Annotated in this window: 16 protein-coding genes; 8 read left to right on the top strand and 8 right to left on the bottom strand. The window is 70.1% G+C overall.

Features of this window, described 5'->3' with window-relative positions:
* Positions 1-2: 2 nt before the first annotated feature.
* Positions 3-620 (bottom strand): TetR family transcriptional regulator, encoded by a 618-nt coding sequence (locus tag ACFZAX_RS05825; RefSeq protein ID WP_390959466.1) that lies wholly within the window; start codon positions 618-620, stop codon positions 3-5.
* A gap of 712 nt (positions 621-1,332) precedes the next feature.
* On the opposite strand from ACFZAX_RS05825, the gene ACFZAX_RS05830 reads away from it, so the two are divergent.
* On the top strand, positions 1,333-2,085 hold the full coding sequence (locus ACFZAX_RS05830) for a winged helix-turn-helix domain-containing protein (protein WP_390959468.1): 753 nt from the start codon (positions 1,333-1,335) through the stop codon (positions 2,083-2,085).
* A gap of 96 nt (positions 2,086-2,181) precedes the next feature.
* Here the strand turns inward: ACFZAX_RS05830 and ACFZAX_RS05835 are convergent, their stop codons facing one another.
* Positions 2,182-2,535, bottom strand: coding sequence for a metalloregulator ArsR/SmtB family transcription factor (locus ACFZAX_RS05835; protein ID WP_390959469.1), 354 nt, complete (start codon positions 2,533-2,535; stop codon positions 2,182-2,184).
* Between the two features lie 194 nt (positions 2,536-2,729).
* On the opposite strand from ACFZAX_RS05835, the gene ACFZAX_RS05840 reads away from it, so the two are divergent.
* From ACFZAX_RS05840 to ACFZAX_RS05850, 3 genes are all read left to right on the top strand, one after another.
* Positions 2,730-3,935 (top strand): MFS transporter, encoded by a 1,206-nt coding sequence (locus ACFZAX_RS05840; RefSeq protein WP_390959471.1) that lies wholly within the window; start codon positions 2,730-2,732, stop codon positions 3,933-3,935.
* 442 nt (positions 3,936-4,377) lie between these two features.
* Positions 4,378-8,103, top strand: a complete 3,726-nt coding sequence (locus tag ACFZAX_RS05845) for an ACP S-malonyltransferase (protein ID WP_390959473.1) — start codon at positions 4,378-4,380, stop codon at positions 8,101-8,103.
* Positions 8,104-8,162: 59 nt separating this feature from the next.
* Positions 8,163-9,659, top strand: a complete 1,497-nt coding sequence (locus ACFZAX_RS05850) for a hypothetical protein (protein ID WP_390959474.1) — start codon at positions 8,163-8,165, stop codon at positions 9,657-9,659.
* A 196-nt stretch (positions 9,660-9,855) separates the two neighbouring features.
* Here the strand turns inward: ACFZAX_RS05850 and ACFZAX_RS05855 are convergent, their stop codons facing one another.
* A complete protein-coding gene (locus ACFZAX_RS05855; RefSeq protein ID WP_390959476.1) occupies positions 9,856-10,356 on the bottom strand; it encodes a flavin reductase in 501 nt (166 codons plus the stop codon).
* Between the two features lie 421 nt (positions 10,357-10,777).
* On the opposite strand from ACFZAX_RS05855, the gene ACFZAX_RS05860 reads away from it, so the two are divergent.
* Both ACFZAX_RS05860 and ACFZAX_RS05865 read left to right on the top strand, forming a co-directional pair.
* Positions 10,778-11,722 (top strand): alcohol dehydrogenase catalytic domain-containing protein, encoded by a 945-nt coding sequence (locus tag ACFZAX_RS05860; protein ID WP_390959477.1) that lies wholly within the window; start codon positions 10,778-10,780, stop codon positions 11,720-11,722.
* Between the two features lie 52 nt (positions 11,723-11,774).
* Positions 11,775-12,620: a helix-turn-helix domain-containing protein gene (locus ACFZAX_RS05865; protein WP_390959479.1), complete on the top strand. Its 846-nt coding sequence runs from the start codon at positions 11,775-11,777 to the stop codon at positions 12,618-12,620.
* A 111-nt stretch (positions 12,621-12,731) separates the two neighbouring features.
* Here the strand turns inward: ACFZAX_RS05865 and ACFZAX_RS05870 are convergent, their stop codons facing one another.
* Complete coding sequence (locus ACFZAX_RS05870) at positions 12,732-13,070, bottom strand: helix-turn-helix domain-containing protein (RefSeq protein WP_390959481.1); 339 nt, start codon at positions 13,068-13,070, stop codon at positions 12,732-12,734.
* A 185-nt stretch (positions 13,071-13,255) separates the two neighbouring features.
* On the opposite strand from ACFZAX_RS05870, the gene ACFZAX_RS05875 reads away from it, so the two are divergent.
* The gene (locus ACFZAX_RS05875; RefSeq protein ID WP_390959483.1) at positions 13,256-14,680 is read left to right on the top strand and encodes an MFS transporter; all 1,425 of its coding nucleotides are present in this window, start codon (positions 13,256-13,258) and stop codon (positions 14,678-14,680) included.
* Positions 14,681-14,825: 145 nt separating this feature from the next.
* On the opposite strand, the gene ACFZAX_RS05880 is transcribed toward ACFZAX_RS05875, so the two are convergent.
* Entirely contained in the window at positions 14,826-15,989 is a 1,164-nt protein-coding gene (locus tag ACFZAX_RS05880) for an LLM class flavin-dependent oxidoreductase (RefSeq protein ID WP_390959485.1), read from the bottom strand.
* A 239-nt stretch (positions 15,990-16,228) separates the two neighbouring features.
* Between ACFZAX_RS05880 and ACFZAX_RS05885 the strand changes: the two genes are divergently transcribed.
* Positions 16,229-17,131: a TIGR03619 family F420-dependent LLM class oxidoreductase gene (locus ACFZAX_RS05885; protein ID WP_390959486.1), complete on the top strand. Its 903-nt coding sequence runs from the start codon at positions 16,229-16,231 to the stop codon at positions 17,129-17,131.
* A gap of 76 nt (positions 17,132-17,207) precedes the next feature.
* Here ACFZAX_RS05885 and ACFZAX_RS05890 read toward each other — a convergent pair whose 3' ends face one another.
* The 3 genes from ACFZAX_RS05890 to ACFZAX_RS05900 form a co-directional block, all read right to left on the bottom strand.
* Complete coding sequence (locus ACFZAX_RS05890; RefSeq protein ID WP_390959488.1) at positions 17,208-17,975, bottom strand: BTAD domain-containing putative transcriptional regulator; 768 nt, start codon at positions 17,973-17,975, stop codon at positions 17,208-17,210.
* A gap of 450 nt (positions 17,976-18,425) precedes the next feature.
* On the bottom strand, positions 18,426-21,272 hold the full coding sequence (locus ACFZAX_RS05895) for an AAA family ATPase (protein WP_390959490.1): 2,847 nt from the start codon (positions 21,270-21,272) through the stop codon (positions 18,426-18,428).
* A gap of 382 nt (positions 21,273-21,654) precedes the next feature.
* Positions 21,655-22,473, bottom strand: coding sequence for an alpha/beta fold hydrolase (locus ACFZAX_RS05900; RefSeq protein WP_390959492.1), 819 nt, complete (start codon positions 22,471-22,473; stop codon positions 21,655-21,657).
* Positions 22,474-22,531 lie beyond the last annotated feature (58 nt).

Here is a 22,531-nt window from a genome sequence, read left to right on the forward strand (position 1 = left end):
GTTCAGGAGCTCGTGGGGCGCTCCACCGCCGGGAGGAGCGTCGTCCAGATCCGGGTGAAGAGGTCCGACACACTGCTCCCCCGGACTTCCCGCGTGCCCGTACGCAGCTGTTGGCGCAGGTCCATCTCCGCGCCGTGCACCAGGTAGACGACGAGCGCCAGGACGACGGAAGGAGCCGCCTGCCTGATCGACGGGGTGGCCGACGCGTGGTGCTCCATGCCCACCGCCTCGGCCAACTCCTCCTGGATGAGGCCCGACCACACGGCGGTCCAGTTCGGTACGGAGGTCTCTCGGTCGCGGTCCAGGCGCGCGGCGGCGCGCACGGCGACGTCGTCCTCCAGGCATCGCACCACCGTGGACGCCATGGAGAACGCGGTCTGGAGCGGAGCGACTCCGCGACCGACCCGCTGCAGCGCGTGCCGTGTCTCCGCCACACCCTGTGCGTGTACCGCGTCGGCCAACTCGGCCTTCGAGGCGAAGTGGAAGGTCACGGCGCCCACCGAGGTTCCCGCGGCCCTGCTGATCCGGGCCAGCGAGGCCGCCGCGTAGCCGTGGTGGTCGAACTCGCGGGCGGCTGCACGGATCAGGGCCTGCCGTGTGCGGGCAGCTCGTTCCTGCATCCCGTTGGCCTTTCGTCATACACGCACAGCACTGTGCGGCGGGATTCCATGGGCTGAACGCGTCCGCGTGGGTGGACGCCGGTGCACCGCCATTGAGCAGGAAACAGTAAAGCCAAGCCCAAGTGGTGGCAAAAACAAGCGAGTTCGAAGGCGTCTCCCGGCCGTCCGGACAGCCGTTCCCGCCGGGTCGGGAGCGCTCGGCCCAGGGTATGCCGAGGTGCCCGCCGATTACAAAAAAAGTATGCATCATTATGTTACGTCTCCCCGAGGCGATCGAAACATGGGTGAGCGGGGAGCGGGCAGCGGGAGGGCCGCGCGGGGTCGTGGGCGGGGGCGCGGTTGCCCGGGAGCCGTCGCGGTTGCCCGGGAGTCACGGCCCCGTTGCTGGTTCCCGGATCGTCGGGTCCGCCGGCGTGGAGCGCCGTCCGCGTCCGGCTTTCGGTCGGACGGGTGCGCGGGGGAGTTGCTGTGCGGCGGCTGCGAGATCGACCGGCTGTTGGGTCGTACCACCGCAACATGCGTGCCTGACAAGCGACATGACGGGGTCTCACATCAGGTGGGGGCCCGTTCGCGAGCGCGTGCGTCCGGGTTCCGGGTCGGTGTCGGAGCGGCCTGGAACCGGTGGATCCGGGCGGGCTGCGGCGGGGTTGCCAGATGCCTCTTCCTAAAAAACAAAAAACCTACTATTATTTATTGAGACGGAGGAGGAGTCATGGCTCTGGGGAGGCACCTCGAGTGGCTGGGGCGGCGGGATGCGGCGGACGCCGCGGGCCTGCACGTCAGCAAGGTCACCGAGGCACTCAAGATTCGTGTGCTGGTGGTCGAGGGAGACGGTGCCGCGGCCGAGGAGCGGGTGCGCTACCTGCGCCGGCAGGGGTACACCGCGGCCACGGTGGCCACCGGGGAGGAGGCGCTGCGCGTGCACGGGAACTCGGATCTGGTCGTGCTCGACCTCGACCTGCCCGACATCGACGGTCTGGAGGTCTGCAGGTCGATACGGGAGGAGGGGGACAAGCCCATCATTTCCATCACCGCACGGGACACCGAGTTGGACCGGGTGCTGGCCCTGCAGGCCGGAGCGGACGACTGCGTGGTCGTCTCCTGCGGCGTGCGCGAGATGACGGCGCGCATCGAGGCGCTGCTCCGCCGGACCAGCGCCCGGCCGGGACCGACCCGGAGCATCTCCATCGGCCCGCTCCACATCGACGGCAAGAGCCGTGGGGTGCACCTGAACGGCGGGCCGGTGAACCTCACGGCGAAGGAGTTCGAGCTGCTGCACATCCTGGCCTCGGACCCCGCGAACGTCATCTCCCGCAAGGAGCTGATGAGCAGGGTGTGGGACACCAGTTGGGCGGACTCGAGCCGCACCATAGACACGCACGTGAGCAGCCTGCGGTCGAAGCTCGGTGCCAGCACCTGGGTGATCACCATCCGCGGCGTCGGCTACCGCATGGGGCACGGATGAGTGCGCGCGCGCCGAGGCCGGTTCGGGTGGCCGGCCGCGTGGGCCTCCGGTGGAACGTGGCGCCTCGCGGGCCGACCGCCCGTTCGTGGGGCGGCCTCAGGACCCGGCGAGCTTCGACAGGTCCATGTCGCCGATGTTCTGCCTGAGCTGCTCGATGAGCCGGGCGATGCGCTCCTCGTCACGTCGGTAGTGGGTCCACTTGCCGACGCGAGCGGACCGGACGAGTCCGGCGCGTTCGAGCACGGCCATGTAGGCCGAGACGGTGGACTGCGCCAGGCCGGTCTTGGCCTGGATGTGGCTGACGCAGACGCCGACCTCGTTGACGGGGAAGTGCTCTTCAGGGGTGCGCAGCCACTGGAGCACCTGCAGCCGAACGGGGTTGGCGAGCGCCTTGAGGGGTTCGGTCAGGGCCGTGAGGTCCTCTGTCAGGGGTGCGTCGTGTGTCGTCATGGGGCCTTCTCCGGCGGGCGCGGGGCGGACTCTTACACATCGAGGATAGGCGATACGTTACGCCATCGCCGTCCGTCCGTCATCGGTCCGCCGACGACTTGACACGTCACATCGAGATACTGCGATACTTCGATTTAGTTACTCAGCGCGGCACGGTCCCGTACCGCACGTCACTGCAACGAAGGGTTCTTCTCATGCCTATCGGGCTCATTGCCCTGGCGCTCGGGGGCTTCGGTATCGGCCTCACGGAGTTCGGGATCGTAGGCCTGCTGCCCGAGGTGGCAGACGACTTCGACGTCTCCGAAGCGGTCGCCGGCTACCTCGTCTCCGGCTACGCGCTGAGCGTCGCGATCGGCGCCGTCGCGCTGACCGCGGCGATCGCCCGCTTCGACCGCAAGAAGTCGCTCGCCGGCCTCATGCTGCTGTTCATCGTGGGCAACCTGATGTCCGCCGTCGCCCCGACCTACGGCCTGCTCATGACCGGTCGTGTGGTCGCGGCCCTGTGCCACGGAGCGTTCTTCGGTGTCGGCGCGGTCGTCGCCTCCGACATGGTCGCCGCGAACAAGAAGGCCAGTGCCATCGCCCTCATGTTCGGCGGCCTGACCGCCGCCAACGTGCTCGGCGTGCCACTCGGCACCTTCGTCGGCCAGCAGTTCGGCTGGCGCGCCACGTTCTGGGCCGTCACGGTCATCGGCGTCATCGCGCTGATCGGTATCCAGATCCTGGTGCCCCGGACCACCTCGACCGGACAGAGCCTGCGGGGCGAGTTCGCCGTCTTCCGTCGCGGTCAGGTCTGGGTCTCCCTCCTGCTCAGCGTCCTCGCCTTCGGCGCCGTGATCGGCGGCTACACCTACATCGCCTTCACGCTCACCGATGTCAGCGGGTTCGCCACCAGCACGGTGCCGTGGCTCCTCGTGGTGTTCGGTGTCGGCACGTTCATCGGCAACTTCATCGGTGGCAAGGCGGCCGACAAGTCCCTGAACGCCTCCCTCACCGGCATCATGGCCGTCCTGGCCGTCGTCCTCGCGGTCTTCGCCCTGACGGCGGAGAACAAGGTCGCCACGATCATCTCGCTGCTGCTGATGGGCACCATCGGTCTCTCGGCGGCGCCCGGCCTGATGGTCCGGATCATGAAGTACGCCGAGGACGCGCCCACCATGGCGTCGGGTGCCAACGTGGCCGCCTTCAACGTCGGCAATGCGATCGGAGCCTGGGTCGGCGGTCTGACCATCGCCGCGGGATTCGGGTTCGTCTCCCCGCTGTGGGTCGGCGTGGGTCTCGCCGCAGCCGCTCTCGTCGTCGCGATCGGCGGTGCGCTGGGTGGCCGGACCACGGCTCCCGGGGGTGTCGTGACGGGCTCGGTGCCTCAGGTGGAAAAGGTCGGAGCCGCCGTCCAGTAAGAGCGTCGGCCGGCAGGAAACTGTCCATTCGATATATCAGGACCGATGGGGCCTCGCGGCTCCCGTCGGTCCTGATTTTTTTTGTGCCCGGGTCATGGTGGAGAAGGAAGGCCGGGGGGCTTCAAAACGGAGGACGAGAAGGCGGATGTCGCGGCTGACCTGGGCAGTTGACAGTCTTCTGAAACGTTCTGACGTTTCTTGAAAATATCTTGTGCGCCTTGAAAAGACATGAATAAGCCTGTATTGGATTCCATTGAATCGGGTGGGGTGTGGCGGACACAATTCTTTCAGCGGCCCGACGGAAATCGTCGGACGCTTCACCGGAACTTGTTTCCGCGGGAATGCAATGCTCCGCGCCCGACGAAGGGCGCGTGACGCACCGCGACGAGGCGACGGAGACCGTCCGCCGCCGTTCACAGCCCTACGCGAGAAGGCGACGCCCATGTCCAGCTCGACCACCACCGTCATGCCGGCTCCGGCCACCGTCCACCCGCCCGTACTCGTCGAGGACGCCCTCGGCACCGAGCACCGCGTCCGGGTGGCCGGGTTCTTCCCCGGTCTGGGCAGCCGCGCCTGCTACCAGGACCTCGGCCGGGCACTCCTCGACTCCGGCATTCCCGAGATCACCGGGATCTACCAGGACGCCGCCCGGGCCCTCGGCTTCCCCACCCGCCCCGACCTGCTGCTCGCGGCATCCGCGAACCTTCCCCCGGGGAAGCTGGAGCGGCAGGGCTTCATCGGGGCGACCCTGCTCGTGCACAGCCTGGCCCTGGACGCCTACCTGCGGGACCGGAGCGAGGGGAACGGGACTCCTCTCGACTTCGTCGCCTACACGGGCGAGAGCTTCGGCGTCCTGACCGCCGCGGTGGCGAGCGGCTCCCTCTCCGTCTTCGACGGCGTGAAGATCGCCCAGGCGTTCACGCCGCTGATGCTGCTCGCGGCCGGCGGCCGGAGCACGGACGAAGCCTTCGCCCGGAGCATCGCCTGCTACCTCCCCGACTCCGTCCGGGAGGGACGACTGGTCCCGGAGCCGTCCCACGTGGTCGCGGTGAAGGCGCAGAGTCCGGGCGCCCTCGCGGCGGTGCTGGCCGCGATCGGCGACACGTACTCCGCCGTCGACGTCGAACTGCACAAGGAGTACTCGCCGACGCAGGGCAACCTCTACGTCCGCTCCGGAATCAAGGCCGAGTTCGACCGGTTCGTCGCCGGCCACCCGGACGTGACCACGCAGGAGCTGAAGGAACCGACCTTCTTCCTGGCGCACTCCGCCCGGATGCTGCCGGCGCGCGAGGCCCTGGAGCGGTTCATCAGGGTCCAGCGGATTCGTTTCGCCGAGCCCCGCGTCCCGGTGGTGTCGAACCACGGCGCGTCGCTGCTCACCTCGGCGGCCGACGTCCGCCAGGGAGTCCTCGCCATGACCGACCGGGTCATGGCGTCCCGGGACACCTGTGAGGTCCTCAACGGCCTCGACGCCGACCTGGTCCTGGAGCTGGGCCTCGGCAACAAGTCCGTGCGGCTGCTGAAGGACAACGACATCGACGCCCCGGTCCTGGCCTACACGGGGAGCGACGCGGACACCGACGGGTTCCTGCGCGTCCTCGGTGTGGTGGACGGCCTGATGCGCGACCTGGAAGAGCTGTACGTCACCGGGGACCGGCTGGAGGACAGGCACTACGCGTCCCTCCGGGAGCTGTTCGGCCTCGCCGCCGGCAGCGCCGGCTGGGACGACCACGTCTCCCGCACGTTCGGGCGCGTCGTCAGCGCGGAGATGCTCAGCCCCGTGCGGGGAGGGGCCCCCGCGTACTACCAGCTGCTGGAGGCCTTCCAGCACACCCGGAACCACCGGGAGCACATCGCCGTCCACGAGGGCGAACTGGTCACCAAGGCGCGGCTGAAGAAGCGGATCACCAGCGAGGACCCCGCGCTGCTCGGCAAGGCCTACGTCGAGCTCCACGTCATGGACCGCACCGGAGAGGTCCGGGTGGCGAACATGGACACCAGCCGTCCGGAGGTGGTCGTCTTCCACTTCGACGGACTCGCCGACCTGGACGAGGAGGAGCTGGCCCGCAGGACCCAGCTGCTCCTCGACACTCAGCCGGCGGCGCTCCAGGCGTACGAACAGATGCTCAAGAGCCTGTGCGGCGGCGGTGAGCGCGCCGTGCCCGCGGTGGACCACCGGATCGTCTACCAGTACCTGCTGTTCCACACCCTCGTGCGGCACCGGCCCGCGCTGTTCAGGCAGAACGACTACTACCTGGAGGGCGGCGACGCGCTGGGCTGGCTGGTCTCCTTGGCCGTCTCCGGCTCGATCTCCCTGGCCGACGCCGTCGCGCTGTCCGCGGCACGGCTGCGCGACGACGCGGTGGAGCTGGTACTGGACAGCATCACCGGCGCGGTGGTCCCCGTCGTGTCGCCCGAGGGCGTGCCGGTCCAGTCGAAGAAGGACCTGGAGGACGCCACCCGCGCCGTGCTCGGCGGCAGCGCCCTCGACACCGACGTGCGGCGGATCCACCTCAACGGCAACTGCCAGATCGTCGCCCTCGGTTCGGAGCTGGACGCCACCTCCGTCGACGTCGGCCCCCATCACGGACACGCGATCCACGTCGTGGAGCCGGCCGAGGTCTGGCAGCGGCGTCTCAACCCCGCGCTGGACGAGTTCGAGTACGCCTGTGTGCTCGCCATGACCGGTGAGAACGAATGCGTCCTGGACAACGCCCAGAGCCGCAAGGTCCTCTCCAGCACCGTCTACGCCTACGTCAACGCCGGTGAGACCGTCGTCAACTTCGGCAAGGGCGGCAGCGAGTCCATGACGATCTTCATCAGGAAGGAGGGTGAGGAGCGCGTCACGGTGCGGAAGATCCTGAGCGAGGCTCTGACGACCGCCCGGTGGGACCCGGACGGCGACGGCGTGATGCTCCCGCCGTTCGCGAAGGCCAAGAAGCAGGCCGAGTACCTCCAGGCCCTGCCCGATCCGGTCCGCGCCCACTTCCCCGAGGTCTTCACCACCCTGGAGCGGGAAGTGCCCGTCCCGTCCCACCTGCGGAGCGACGGCCGCACGACCGACAGGGAGGTCATCTACGAGATGAGCTACGTGGAGGGGGACGAGGTGAGCCGGTTCGTCGAGAAGCGGATACCGCCGTCGGCGGTCGTCGCGCGCCTCTACGAGCAGATCATCCGCGTGCTGAACGAGAACGTGCACAGCGTGCACCGCGTCCCCGCGCCGGGAGAGACGCTGAACGCCTCCTATTTCAGGAAGATCGAGGCCCGTCTCGACCTGTGCCGCCGCACGGCGCCGCAGACCTTCGGCGCTCACCTTCTGGACACCGAGCGGATCGTCATCGACAACGTGTCCTACCTCAACCACTCGGCGCTCCTGGAGCGGTTCCGGGCGGCCCCCGACTTCCTCGAAATCCTCGAACCGGCCTTCCACTCGCTCGTCATGGGCGACACGAACACCGAGAACATCAAGATCACCGACAGCCGTCCGCTGCTGCGCGCCCAGAGGCTGATCGAGGCAGCGGCGCCGCAGCGGGAGATCGACGCGGCGCTGGAGGCCATCACCGCCTCTTCGCTGGGGATCAGGTTCCTCGACCCGCGGGCCATCGGCTACAAGAGCGACGGCGCCGCGACGCGCGACGACGCGATGTACGACAACAAGCCCTGGCACAACTCCATCGGCCACTACGACGAGATCCACTTCGAACACTTCACGATGAACGTCGACGCCGGCGACGGGCGGACCCCCAGGGTCGACATCGCGTTCCTGGAGGACAACCCGTACCGGAGGGCGTACCGGGTACGGGACGTGATCCTCAACGACGGCACGGTCGACACCGAGGACCCCCGGGGCATGGAGGACTGGTTCGCCCCCGTGATGACGGCCGCGCTCGGTCTCGACGACCCGGACTCGGAGTACCTGAAGCACGACCCGTACTGGCTCGTCCGGTTCGTGTTCATGATGGGGCAGCACTTCACCGCCATGCCGCCCTTCCACTTCCAGAAGGAGCTGGACGGCACCCTCGTGGACACCTACCAGACCCAGCGCCGGCCGGTGGCGATCTACTGCGAGGGCATCAAGTGGCTGAACTGGGCCCTCCAGATGCTGGAGGGCAGCAGGACCGAGTTCCTGGGCATCGAGGCGCCCGTCCTTCGCCGCCCGAGCCACTGAACGCCCCGCCCGGGCACAGCCGCCCGACTCCGACTCCCACCCCGTGGAAGGTACCTCGCATGAACACCACTTCGTTCTCCGTCCCGGTGGACGGCCTGTGCCACCTGTCGAACGAGACCCGCATGATCGCCACCCCGTGGAGCCGTATGGTGCGCGGCATCGGGCTGGGCCAGTACCCCGTCGCCTACGACCCCGACGCCGCCGCGCGGATACGCGAGACGTTCGCCCTGCTCGGCGCCAAGGGCGTCGACAGCAGCAACTCCTACACCGCCTTCTCCAGGCTTCTCGCCGAGTTCATCCTGGGCGTCGCCGACCCCGCCCGCCCGCTTCGCCGTGCCGACCTGGAGCAGGACCTCGGCCCGGTCCTGGACGCCGTACGGGCGGAGGAGAACCCGTACTTCCGGCTCATGGCCGGCTGCATCCTGATGGACTCCGTCGCGAAACTGGGCCTGGACAGGACCCTGCTGGTCAACGCCGGGACGGACTTCCCGGCGGAGATCCTCGCCGTCGCCGATGCGATCGCGCCGGACCAGATCAAGGACGAGAACGCCGGACGGCACGGGCACTACGAGAAGCTGTCCGCCTATTCCGCCGTCTTCCTCGCCATGGGCCAACTCGGTTTACAGGAGAGGCTGGTGTCCGGGCAGCGCAACTACGTCAGGGAGGCGCTGGGCCTGCTGGAGAAGATCCCGGCGCCGTTCTTCCGCGGGCGCGGCGGCGCGGTACTCCTGTCGGTGATCTCCATGCTCGGATACGAACGGTTCATCTTCGGCGGGGACCGGGACTACATCAAGGAGGTTCTCGACCATCTCGACCGCGCGGACGAGCTGAACAATCCGCCGGCGTTCCCCCAGCCCATGTCGGAGAGCTTCCCCAAGATCTACCCGCTTCTGACCATGCTCAACGCCATCGCCATGAGCGGCCGTTCGGAGGAGTACCTCACCTACGGCAGGGACCGGCTCGCAGAGGCGAAGGAGCTGATGGGGCGCATCACCCCGGTCGAACGCACCCACATGGGCCTGTACTACCTCATGGCCCTGCACAACCTCGGCCGCCTCGACGACCAAGTCCCCTACCTGCCCGGTCTCGTCGAGAACATCGTGGGTGAATGGGTCCACATCGATCCCGGAGCGAACTACTTCCTCAACGGGATCGCGTACGCCTACGTCATCCAGACGGCCATGCTCACCGGCCGCATGGACCTGATCGGGGACAAGACACTGGAACGCCTCGTGGACTGCTTCCCCGACCTGGACCGGACGGACGACGACCGGGTCAACCGTCCCTATCCGTTCGCCTACGCCGTGAACGTGCTGGGGGAGATCGGCTGTTCGCACCTGCTGTTCGAGCCCAGGGACGCCTATGGCGGCGCCACGCCCATGGCCTGGGTCATCGACCGGCTCTCCGAGGGTGGCGTCGAGGAGCACCGTCTGTACATGCTGAACCACGCCCTGCTCGGGTACGCCCTTCGCATGCGCGGCGCGGACCGCAAGGAAACCCGACTGACCCGGGGCTTCCGGTTCCGCCGGGACGCCGTCGAGCCGCGTTGGCGGTAGGCGGCCGTTCCACCGCCCTGATCGTGGCCCGAGGACCGTGAGCCCGTACGCTCACGGTCCTCGGGCCGTCCCGGGCGGGCCGTCGGCCCCCACCCGGCACGGGCGCCGCGAAAATCCGGCTCGGACGCGCTCCGGGCCGGGGGTTCTCCCTCCGGGGACAGCGGCAGGCACCGCCCCGTGCGCCACGACGGCCGCGTCACTGTCCGGCGAGGCGCGCGTAGTCGCCCTGGAAGAAGACCAGCGGGCGGGGATCACCCGCCACCGCCAGGTCGAGCACGCGGCCCAGGACGAAGAGGTGGTCGCCGGCCGGGACGACGTCCGCCACCTCGCACTCGATCCAGGCGGCGACGTTGTCGAGTACCGGGGCGCCCGTGGCCGACCGCTGCCAGGCGAGCCGGCCGAACTTGTCGCCCCCGCTGGTCGCGAACACCGAGGACAGCTCCGCCTGGTGCTCCGCGAGCACGTTGGCCACGAAGGTGCCGGCCCGTTCGATACGGGGCCAGCTGGTGGAGGTCACACTGGGGAAGAAACCGATCATGGGTGGGTCCAGGGACACCGACGCGAAAGAGCCCACGGTCAGGCCGACCGGCTCGTCCCCGTCCATGGCCGAGACGGCCACCACACCGGTCGGAAAGTGCCCGAGCACCCGGCGGAAGTGAGCCGAGTCGAAGGCGGGGGCATCCAGACGAGTCGCCATCGTTCTCCTCATGAGAAGGTAACCACCGCACAGTCGTACGACAGTTGATCGCTCATGTGGAAATCGTAGGAGCTGATCCGGTCGGTGGAGAGGGCGAGTCTGTGCCGGTTGCCGTTCACCTGGGAGCGGCACCACCACGCATCTGTTCCGTACGTGTTGGTGCTGGCCATATGACGTTTGCGAACTGGTTGGGGCCCGCCTCCCGGTGAATCATTGAGGTCATGTCAGGGATGACCAGGCCCGATCCGGGTTTCCGGCGCACGAGCGTGACGCGGTTCTCCTCTTCCGCCCCGTTCCGGGGCGCACAGGGGCCACGCGTCCGCCCGGCCGCCGCGTCCGTGTCCCGGTCACCGGTTCTTCGGCCGGACATCCCCCTGTGACGACCGGCCCCTTGAAACGATTCGTGGAAGGACCCCCCACCATGCGCGCTGTCGGCATCGAAGAGTTCGGCGGACCCGACGTACTGAAGGTCATCGACCGTCCGTTGCCCGTGCCCGGCCCGGAGCAGGTCCGCATCCGGGTCACCGCCGCCGGGGTCAACCCCACCGACCTGCTGCTGCGCGCGGGGGACCTGGCCGCCGCCGTGGCCGGACAGGAGCCTCCCCACATCCCCGGTATGGACGCCTCCGGAGTGGTCGACGCCGTCGGTGACGGGGTCGATCTGGGCGTCGGCGAACCGGTCATGGCGTTCGTGAACCCCTTCCACCCCACCGGCGGGGCTCAGGCGGAGTACGTCGTGGTGCCTCGGGAACAGGTCGTCGCCGCGCCCAGGGATCTCGACCTCCGGGACGTCGCCGGCCTGCCCATGAACGGGCTCACCGCGCACCTCGCCCTCTCCCTCCTCGGCCTGCCCGAAGGGGCGACCCTGGCCGTCACCGGAGCGGCGGGCGCACTGGGCGGGTACGTGGTGCAGCTCGCCAAGTACCGCGGGCTCCGGGTCGTCGCCGACGCCGCCGACCGCGACCGCGACCTGATCCAGGGGCTCGGCGCCGACGTGGTCGTCCCGCGCGCCGCCGACTCCGCCGATCTCGCCGCCGCCTACCGTGCCGCGATCCCCGAGGGGGCCGACGGAGTCGTCGACGCCGCCATCGTGGGGGCCCACGCCCTGGGCGTGGTGAAGGACGGGGGCGGCTTCGTCAAGTGCCGCCCCTTCGAGCTCGCCTCCGAGCGCGACATCGTCGTCCAGGGGGTGGTGGTGATGACGCACCCTGCCAAGCGCGCCGCCCTGGAGGAGCTCTCCGCCCTGGCGGAGAAAGGGGTGCTGACCCTGCGCACCGCCGAGGTACTCGCTCCCGAGCACGCTGCCGAAGCCCATCGGCGCTTGGAGGCGGGTGGCGTACGGGGGCGTCTGATCCTCGCCTTCTGACCGCCGGTCCCGGTGACCCGGACTGGTTCTTCGCGCGTGGAGGGTGGCTTTCGTGAGTAGCTGTGTCGCATGGGGCCAGGAGGAGACCCGGAACGTCAGAGACGCCGACAGGGAGCGGCGGGCCGCGCTGCGCCACTTCCTCCGGTCCCGCCGCGCCCGGCTCTCGCCCGGTGACGTCGGGCTGAGGGTGGGCGGTCGGCGGAACACGCCGGGCCTCCGGCGCGAAGAGGTCGCCGTGCTGGCCGGGGTGAGCGCGTCCTGGTACACGTGGCTCGAACAGGGCAGGGACATCAAGGTGTCCGAGGACGTGCTCGAAGCGGTCAGCAAGGCGCTCGGCCTGGACCGCACCGAGCGGGCCCACCTGTATCTGCTGGCGGGGATGAATCCGCCGGCCGCCCGGCAGGACATGTCCTCGGAGGAGCTGTGCCGGCTCCGGCTGGCCGTCGAGGTGTGGCAGCCCGCCCCGGCCTTCGTGGTGGACCGGTACTGGAACGTCCTGGCGAGCAACGCGCCCGCGCGGGCGATCCTCGGCGTGCAGGCGTCGGGCTCCAACTACCTCTGGTCGTTCTTCACCGATGGCCGCAACCGGAACCGCTACCCCCACTGGCTGGACGAGGCGAGCCGTCTGGTCGGCCAGTTCCGGGTCCAGGCGGTGCGGTTCCTCGACGATCCGGACTTCGAGCGCCTGGCGCGGAGGCTGTGTTCGGCGAGCAAGGACTTCGAACGCCTGTGGGCGCGCCACGAGACCCGGGACACCGGTATCGCGACCGTCGAGGTGCGGCCCGCGCCCGGCCGCCGGGCCGCCTTCCACCACATGGTCATGGGGCTTCACCAGAGGCCCGAACCGCTGCTCATGCTCTATCTGCCGGCCCAGATCGCCGGTGACCGGGTCGGCTGACCGGACCGGCCGGACCGGGTGACCCACTCGGGCCGGGTGATTCGCGCCGGGTGATTCGCGCGGGCCGGGTGACCCGCGCGGGCTGCCGCCGGGCGAAGCCGGTCCTGCCCGTTACCGGCCCGCCTCGTGGCGGGCCGCGGTGATGATCGCGTCGAGCAGGCCCGGAAGGGCGCGGTCCAGATCGGTCCGGCGCAGGGAGTTCGTCTTCACCGTGCCCACGTACTCCTGGCGGAGGATGCCGGCCCGCCGCAGCACCTTGAAGTGGTGGGTGCTGGTGGAGCGCGTGACGTTGATGTCGAAGGTCCCGCACGCCATGCCGTCCTCGGCGTCGAAGAGCTGGCGCACGATGCTGCGCCTCACCGGGTCGGTCAGCGCGTCCAGCACGCCCTGGAGCGTGATGTCCTCGGCTGCGAGGTGGTCGGTGATGCGTCCGACGGTCTGCGTGTTCACGTGAACTCTGCCTCCTTGCGTTCCGGCGCGGCACCTTCATCGTACGACAGCGGTCATATGATGATGGTTATCAAATTTGACCGCCATCGTCATAGTGGTTTCAATGGACACGGGGAGAGATCCCTGACCGCGGTTGTCGGTGGTGCGGTCGTTCAGCGCCCAGCGAGCCTTCCGGAGGAGACAACATGCCCAGTGCCGAGACCCGAACAGCCCCGCCGACAGGTGACGGGGCGCCGCCACGGCAAGTGTCCCCCGGTCTGCGGCTGACCGCCCTGGCAACCGGTTTCGTCATGGCCGCCCTGGACGTGACCGTCATCAACGTCGCGGGCTCGGCGATCCAGGAGGAGCTGGACGCCTCGCTGTCGGAACTCACCTGGATCGTCGACAGCTACGTCCTGGTGTTCAGTTCGCTGCTGCTGCTGGCCGGTGGCCTGGCGAACCGCCTCGGGGCGAAGAACGTCTACCTGTGGGGCATGGCGGTCTTCTTCGTCGCCTCCCTCGGCTGCGCGCTGGCACCTGACGCGGGCCTTCTCATCGCCGCGCGTCTCCTCCAGGGCGTGGGGGCGGCACTCTTCATGCCGAGTTCGCTGTCCCTGCTGGTGTTCTCGTTCCCGGAGAAGCGGGAGCGCACCCGCATGCTGGGTCTCTGGTCGGCGATCGTGGCCACCTCCGCCGGCCTCGGCCCGACGGTCGGCGGCCTGCTGGTGAGCGCGTTCGGCTGGCAGAGCATCTTCATCCTCAACCTGCCCATCGGCATCGTCGGGATGCTGCTGACCAAGCGCTACATCGTGGCGACCGAGGTCCGCCCCACCAAGCTGGCCGTGCCCGGCCACATCCTGTGGATCGTGGCGCTGGCCGCCCTGAGCTTCGCGCTGATCGAGGGGCCCCGGCTCGGATGGGGAGCCGGCGAGATGCTGGTGGCGTACGCCGTACTGGTGGTCGCCGCCCTGTCGCTGGTGGTGCGTGAACGGCGTGCGGCCAACCTGGTCATGCCGTGGAGTCTGTTCAAGCGTCCGCGGTTCGCCGGAGCGAATCTGGTCGGCTTCCTGTTCAACCTCGCGCTGTACGGCAGCATGTTCATGCTGAGCCTGTACCTCCAGCACGCCCGGGGGTCCAGTCCTTTCCGGGCCGGGCTCGAACTGCTGCCGATGACGATCTGGTTCCCGCTGGCCAACATCGTCTACTCGCGCATCTCCGCGCGGTTCTCCAACGGGGCGCTGCTGACGGTCTTCCTGCTGGTCGCGGGGATCGCGTCGCTGACCATGGTCACCGTCTCCTCGGAGACGCCCTACTGGGTCCTGGCGGTGGCCGTGGGCCTCGCCAACATCGGCGCGGGCATCATCTCCCCCGGGATGACGGCCGCCCTGGTGGACGCCGCCGGCGCCGAGCACACGAACGTGGCGGGGTCCGTACTGAACGCCAACCGCCAGATCGGCACCCTGGTGGGCATCGCCGCGATGGGCGTGGTCCTCGGCACCGCCTCGGACTGGGACCGCGGGCCCGCGCTGTGCTTCGCGGTGGTCGGCGTCGCGTACCTCGTCGCCGCCGTCGGCGCCTGGCTGCTGATCGCACGCGGGGAACACCGTGAGGCCGCCCTCGCCACTGCTTGACCGCCCGACCGCCCGACCGCCCGACCGGCCGGGCGGGCGGAAGTCTCCCCGCAACTCCACCGTCGGCGGTGTCCGCCGCCGAGGACGCCGCTGCCGCACCGGGCGCGGTTCGCCCGGTGCGGCAGCGGCGTTCACGGGCGACCGCTCAGCCGGCGTCGGCGCCGCGCGCCCGCGCTCCGTGGTCGGGCAGCGTGAGCTTGCCGCCGAACAGATCGCGGTTCTCCTGGTACCACCGCGCGGACTCGGCCAGCGGGCGTGCCGAACCGGTGAAGTGCGGTGCCACGTAGCGGGCGAGCAGGTCGTAACTGCGCTTGGTCTGCTCCGGACCGGCCCAGTCCTGCAGGTACACCAGGAGGGTGCCGAAGCCACCGGTCTCCTCCTGCATGCGCTGGATGCCCGCCACGCAGTCCTCGACCGACCCCACGATGGCGCTGCCGGCCTCGATGGCCGCCTCGATGGCGTTCTCCGGATCGACGCCGGGGATGGTCACGTCGAGCCCGCGCAGGTCGCCCCAGTACTCGTGGGCCCAGCGCTGGTAGCCCGCTCGTACGTCTTCGATGGCCTGGGCCCGCGTCTCGGCCACGTGGATCGGCAGGGTGATCCGCCAGTTCCGGCGGTCGACGGTCCTGCCGTGCTCCGCGGCGGCCTCCTCGGCGTAGCGCCACTGCGTCTTCATGTCCGGCGGCCGGTGACCGGGGCGTGAGACCCCGAACGAGACGGTGCTGATGCCGAGTTGGCCCGACAATCGCACACTGTGCGGCGAGGCGACGCTCGCGGCGGCTATCTCCACCTTGCCGCCGCGGTAGGGCTCCAGCTGGAGCTTGGCGTCCTGCAGGGTGAACCACGGGGTCTTCCTGGTGACCGGCTGGTCCCCGTGGAGAAGTTCCACGACAGCCTCCAGGGACTCGCTGAACATGCGGCGCATCTCGCCCCACTCCCGGCCGAGCATGTGCGCGTCCACCGGACTGCTGCCCGCCCCGACCCCGAGGATGAAGCGGCCGCGGGTCAGATGGTCGAGGTGCAGGGCGCGGCCGGCCACCATGAACGGGTGGTGGTAGGGCAGCGTCATCACGCCGGTGGCCAGCTTGATCTGGCGCGTCCGCGCGGCGGCGGCGGCCACGAACAGATCAGGGAACCCGATGCTGTTCCAGCCCAGCGAATGGTGTTCGCCGATCCAGAATTCGTCGTAGTTGAGCCGGTCGAACAGCTCGATCATTTCGAGGTCCCGCTCGAACTGGAGAGTGGGATCTTCGCCGAGCGGGTGGAACGGTGCCAGAAACGCGCCGAATTTGAGTCGTTCCGGATACATCGCATCCCCTGTCTGTCTCGGATGGGTCGACACCTGAACGAATATAGGTGGCGACCGGAGACCGAGGGGGGAGCCCGTTTCTCCTATGGGCCGTACCACCAGCATCCTTGACACGGGTACCAACGCGCACTGGAGCACCGCATTCCGATCCCCTAACGTGGGCGGGGCTGCCGGAAGGATTCCGGCAGGGTCTCGCACTTTCCTTGCCGATGGCATTCCATAGTGGGTGGAGCTGACATATGCGTCTGGGCTTCGGTCTTCCGACATTCGGTCCGGCGGCCAACGAGGTGAACGGTATCGCCCGGTTCGCCGCCGACGCGGAGAAAATCGGCGCGACCAGTCTCTGGGTCGGCGACCGGCTGCTGACGCCGGTGGATCCGGTGGTCGGCTATTCACCGGGCTCCACGGCCATTCCGGAGGAATTCCGGGTTGCCGCGGACCCGTTGACCGCACTGGCGGTCGCGGCGGCGGTCACCGCCGAGGTCCGGCTGGGCAGCAGCGGCATCAACGCACCGTGGTACCCGCCCGCGTTGCTGGCCCGCGCGCTGGCCAGCATCGACGTGGCCAGCGGCGGCCGGCTCGTCGCCGGGTTCGGCAGCGGCTGGTCACCGGAGGAGTACGAGGCCGCGGGGGTGCCGTTCGAAGGACGCGGCGCGCGGCTCGACGAGCTCCTGGACGTGCTGGTGGCCTGGTGGACCACCAACCCCGTGAGTCACCGGGGACCGCTGTTCACGATCCCGGCCGGTCATGTGGAGCTGAAACCGGTGCAGCGGCCCCGTCCTCCGATCTACCTGGGTGCGTTCGGGCCCCGGGCGCTGCGGCGGGTCGGAGAGCGCGCCGACGGGTGGATGCCGGTGTGGTGGGCGCCCGAGGCCTTTCCCCTGGCGCAGCTCACCCAGGGATGGGCGACCGTCCGGGAGGCGGCCGAGAAGGCGGGGCGCGACCCGGCCGCGATCAGCATGATCCTCCGGGTCAACGTGGCCGCGGGCACGCCGGTGGAAGTGGTCGCCGAGGAAGTGCTGAAGGCGCGTTCGGTGCTGCCGGCGGAGGAGGCCTTCGTCGACTTCACCTTCGCGGCCTCCAGCGTCGGCCACACCCTCGACCTCGCCGGCGACCTGCTGGACCTCGTCGCGGCGGAGTGAGGCGGCGAGCGCCCGCATGCCCGGTGCGGGTGCGGGCACTGACGCCGGGCCGCGGGGAGACCCTGCTGCCGGCGGTTCACGCCGCCGCCGGCACCAGGGATCCGTCGTCGGCCAGGATCTGCTGGTGGAGTTCGTGCAGCGCCCGGCAGGGCGCGATGCCCAGTTCCCGGTCGAGCAGGGAGCGCACCCGCTGGAAGACCTGGAGGGCGTCGGCCCGCCGGTCGGAGCGGTACAGGGCGAGCATCAGCTGCCGGTGGAACGCCTCGATCAGCGGATGCCTGCGCACCAGCGCGTACAGCGGCCCCACCAGTTCGCGGTGGGCTCCGAGCATCAGGTCGGCCTCGTTGCCCCACTCGACGCACTCCAGCCGGGCCTCCTCCGCCCAGGTCGCGAACTCGTCCACGATGGGGCCGCCGCGCAGCTCGCCGAGGACCGGGCCGCGCCACAGCGCGAGCGCCCGGCGGCAGGCCGCGGACGCCTCCTGGTACCGGCCGACGCGGAACGCGGACCGGCCCTGGCGGGCGAAGCGCTGGAACTCGTGCGCGTCCAGGCTCCCGTCGCCGAGTTCCAGGACGTAGCCGGGGAACCGGGTGACGATCGGGCTGTGGTCCTGGTCCACGCGCCCGAGCAGTTTGCGCAGCTGCGAGATGTAGACGTGCAGGGTGGCCGCGGCACGGCGGGGTGGCCCCTCGCCCCATATCTCGGTGCTCATCTGGTCCATGGAGACGACGTCCTCGGCGCGTACCGCCAAGGCCGCGAGCAGTGACTCCATTTTCGGTGCCGTGACCGTGAACACGTCGTGGCCGTCGGTGATGCGCAGGCTTCCCAGGATCTCGAATCGCACGATGGTGCCTTCCTCGTGGGGGAGATCCGACGATGCTCGGCACTGCACCGGGCCGGCGCTCGTCGGGGCAATGAGGTGCGGCAGACCGTCGCCCCGGGCCGGCCGGTGGTCCTCGGCGGGCACACGGCAAGGGCCTCCGCGCCTCGCCGTGGTGCCGGAACGCCCGCGTCCTTCCGTCGGGCGGAAATCCTTCCGTCGTCCGGAAGTTCTCCCGCCCCGCGGACGTCCTTTCGCCGCGCGCCGTACCGTCGCGGACGCGCGCGCGTTTCCGCCAGGACGACCTGACAGCCTTCGGCCGCTCAGTGGCGCATGTCCGCCGTGTGCGGCGCTCTGCCTGCCGAATGTCCAAGAACTGCTTCAGCCGCCGGGTGGCCGGCCCTTGTGGGCCGGCGGTCCCGGGGGCGGACCAACGTCGTGTGCGTGCTGTACCCGTAGTGCTCTTTCAGCCTCTCAGTAACGCGGCCTACGTGCATCAGTAGAAATACGTACGGCCATGAGGCCGGCCAACTCGGCGCGGGAAGCGATCTCCAGCTTCCGGTAGATCCGGGCGAGGTGGACCTCGACCGTGCGGGGGCTCACCCGCAGGGTTTCCGCGACCTCGCGGGTGCGCCGCCCGGTCCCGACCAGGCGCGCCACCTCCAACTCGCGGCGTGTCAGGGACGCGAGGTCGGCGTCCGGCCCCGCCGGAGACGCCGGGGCCGGAGCCCGGTGGTCCTCCTGCAGGCCCTCCGGGAGGCCGCCCGACGGTGACTGGGAGAAGAGCGGCATGTGCCAGTGATCGGCCAGCTCCCGTGCGGCGGACCACAGTTCCCGGGCTTCCTCCGGTCGCCGGCCGCACGTCGCGGCCTCGGCGGTACGTACCGCCGCGCGCAGGCTCTGGAGTCTCAGCTGCGCCCCGTCGAAGAGGCGCTCGGCCTTCCGGTAGGCGGCGATCGCGGCGGTCCAGTCGTTCTGCTGGGAGAGCACGTGGCCGCGGGCGAGGAGGGCGTAGGCCCGGGAGTGCGGCAGGGGGCAGTCCTCCATCACGCGGGAAGCGCGCTCGGCCCAGATCGCGGCACGGGCGCCGCTGGAGGCGGAGGCCAGGGTGAGCAGTTCGTAGGCCCGGGCCCGTCGCGGGGGGCTCAGCGCGCCGAAGTCGGGCGCGCCCCGGTTGAGCAGCAGTTCGAGACAGCGTTCCTGGCTGCCCTGGAGCAGGAGGGATTCGGCGACCGTCAGCACGGCCAGGGAGTGCCAGGAGTCGTGCCAGTGGTGCAGGGCCCGCAGTGCCTCCTCCGTACGGGCCGAGGCGCGGCTGCTGCCCGGCGGTTCCCCGTAGGTGACCGCGAGTGCCTCCTGGGCCATCGCGTACGCCCGCAGCCGGTCCGCGCCGAGGTGGCCGGCCAGGTCCGCGGCTTCGGCGGCCGAGCGCAGCGCGCTCTCCAGCCGTCCCTGCCGCAACTGGGCCTCGGCGAGTCCTCCGTACAGGGCGGGCAGCATGGCGTCGGGGTGGTGGCCGGCCGAGACGGCGAGGCCCCGGGCGTAGCGGGCTTCGGCCTCCTGCGGTCGTCCCAGCGCCAGGGCACACGCACCGAGCAGCGAGAAGTACTCGGTGTGGAACCGGAGTTCGCTGTCGGGCAGCTCGTCCAGCTGCCGCACGGCGGCGTCGTAGGCGGCCAGGGCACCCGCGGTGCGGCCGGCGGTCAGTTCGGCGAGCGCGTGCAGCGACAGAGCGCCGGCCAGTGTGGTCGCCCGGCCACCGGTGCGGGCCAGCCGGAGCGCCGCGGAGGCGTGGGTGGCCAGTTCGCCGTCGCTGCACAGGGAGGACAGGATGCCTCGGAAGACCGTCAGCCGGGCGAGCATGTCCGGGTCCGCGGCGGACCCGATCCGGGCGAGCTCCGTGCGCAGCATCGCGTCGGCCTCGGCGAAACGTCCGTGCAGGCACTCCACCAGCACGCAGACGCGTATCACGGCGTGACGGGCGTCGTCCGGCCGTACCCCGACGTCGTGGGCGAGCAGGTGCAGCGCCGTGTCGTCGAGGCGGCCGACGGCCTGGAACGCCCGGGCCAGCGGCGGAATCAGGCCGAGGAGGCGGCCGGGCGAGCGGTCGCCAGGGGCGAGGCCGCGCAGCGCGAGCAGCAGCCAGCGTATGGCGTCCTCGGGGGCGCTGAGCGCCGACTCCTTGCCGGCGAGGGCCAGGGTCTCCAGATCCTCCGGCGTGAACGCGCTGGTGGACAGCTCGATGTGCACGGCGCGCTCGGCGGCGGGTGCGGCGCGGCGGTTGAGGACGGCCAGCGCCCTGCGGTGGGCCTGCCGACGCCGGCACTGGTCCGTCCGCTCGTGCGTCAGCGCGCGCAACACCGGCTGGCGGAAGACGTACTGGGTGACGGAGTGGGGCAGTGGGCGCAGGATGTCGAGCCGGACCAGCCCGGAGACCGTCGCGCACACCTGCTCGAAGGGGAGCTCGCAGACGTCGGCCAGTTCCTCGCGGGTGAAGCGGTCGCCCAGCGCGGCCGCGCATTCCGCCACCAGGCGTTCGAGTGGATCGAGCGACTCCAGTTCCACGGCGAGCGGGGCGAGCGGGCCGGTGACCAGATCGGTGGTGAGGGAGGGGCGCAGTGGTGCCGCTTCGCCGAGCACCAGCAGATCCAGGATGTTTCCCCGGCTCTCCTGGTACGCCGACCGCAGCCAGCCGGTGTCGGGTCGTACGTTCAGCAGGCGGGCGGCCTGTTCCGGGTCGATCGGCCCGAGCGCCACACGGGTCACCCGTCCCTGTTCGGCACCGTAGGCGAGGGCGCCGAGCAGCGACGGATCGGCCTGCCGGGACCGCTGGGCGATGACGACGAGGACGGGTGCCCCGAAGGGGCGGCGTACCAGGTGGTCGGCGAGTTCCAGGGCCTCGGGGTGTGCCCGGTGGAAGTCGTCGAGCACCAGCAGCAACCCCTCGCCGGCGGCGTCGGCCAGCAGCGCGTGCACCGCGCGGGAGAGCGGGAGCGGCGGGGACGGGGGGACCGGGCTGTCGCGGTCGACGCACAGGTGCGTCCGGATCAGCTCGGCGTGGACCGGAGCGAGCCGGGACAGGGCCCGGGGCGTCACCAGGTCGCCGAGAGCCCGGGTGAAGACCCCGAACGCGTCCTGTTCCGTGGGCTCACAACGGCCGTCGAGCACCCGGACTCCCTGGTCCTCGGCCGCCGCCATCAGGAGGGACAGCAGCCGGGTCTTTCCGGATCCGGGGTCCCCGTGCAACTCGACGACGCCGCCGCGGCCTTCGCGGATGTCCCGGAGCGCCTGCAGCAGTCGCAGTGATTCACCGCAGCGCACCGATGTCTTCCGTGAGGTATTCGTGATGGCTAATAATGATCCCACGATGACTGAAACCTTTCCCCCGGACCGGGCGATCCTTTCCAAGGCCGTCCCGTAATTCCTGGTGGATCGGCATGCGGCGCCGAATGGCGTGCGCCGCAGGGCGGAGGGGCGTCCGCATACTGGATGCATGGGACGTTCCGACGCCGGCGTGAGATGTTCCGTAGCGGCCGCCGTGGACCCGTCGGAATGTGCGGGACGGTCTCAAGGTAGCCGCCGCTGTCCGAATAGCGGGAAAGCATTCAGGGGTGCAGACAATCCACAGTGTGCGAAATGTGGATGTCCTGCCCGTATTTCTTGACCAGTTCTTGGTGTCCGACCGCTGGCGGAAGCACCGCTTTTACACTTCCGAAATCCAGGACCGTCCGTCGGCCCCGGAACGCCCCGCGGCGACCGGGAGCAGCCGGGAGATCACCCGCAGCGTGGCCTCGGGGTGCTCCCGGTGGAAGAAGTGGCCGCCCGGCACGGTGTGCACCTCGAAGTCGCCGGTGGTGTGCCGTGCCCACTCCCGGGCCTGCGCGGGCGGGAGGAGCGGATCGTGTGCGGCCGTCAGCACCCGTATCGGTACGGGCAGCGGAACGACGGGACGACGCGGATGGCTGTGCGCCAGGGCCAGGTCGTCCCGCAGCCGGTCGACGCACCGGAGGAACCACTGCGGGTGCCCCGAGGCCTCGGAGGGGACCCCGCCCAGTTCTCCCATCCATGAGCCCAGTTCGGAGTCGGAGGCGGTCCGCGGGGCCACGGCGGTGCGCGGCAGGTGCGGCGGTGCGCACGCCCCCACCATCAGCACCTCCGGTGCGCGCCGGCCCGTGGTCACCCGTCGTCGGGTCAGCTCGTGCGCGATCAGACCGCCCAGGCTGTGCCCGTACACCGCGTGGTGCTGGTCCAGCAGGGGGTCGAGCTGCTCGTCGAGCTCGTCCAGCAGGCGGCCGAAGTCCCGGAACCGAGGCTCACGCACCCGGCGTTCCCGGCCGGGCAGCTGTACGGGTATCACGGTGACGTCCGGTCCGAGCCCGGCCTGCCAGGAGGCGAAGGAGGAGGCGGCGCCGCCCGCGTGGTGGAAGCACAGCAGTCGGATCGACGCGCCGTCGGGCAGCGGTTGGCTCCGCAGCAGGCAGGACGGGAAGGTTCCGGAGGCGGGGCCATGGACGGTGGTCATGTGTTCAGCCCTCCCGGGCTCTGTGGCCGCCGGACGGAGTAGGCGGGCCCGATGCACT

The sequence above is a fragment of the Streptomyces sp. NPDC008125 genome, from assembly GCF_042957125.1.
GTDB lineage: Bacteria > Actinomycetota > Actinomycetes > Streptomycetales > Streptomycetaceae > Streptomyces.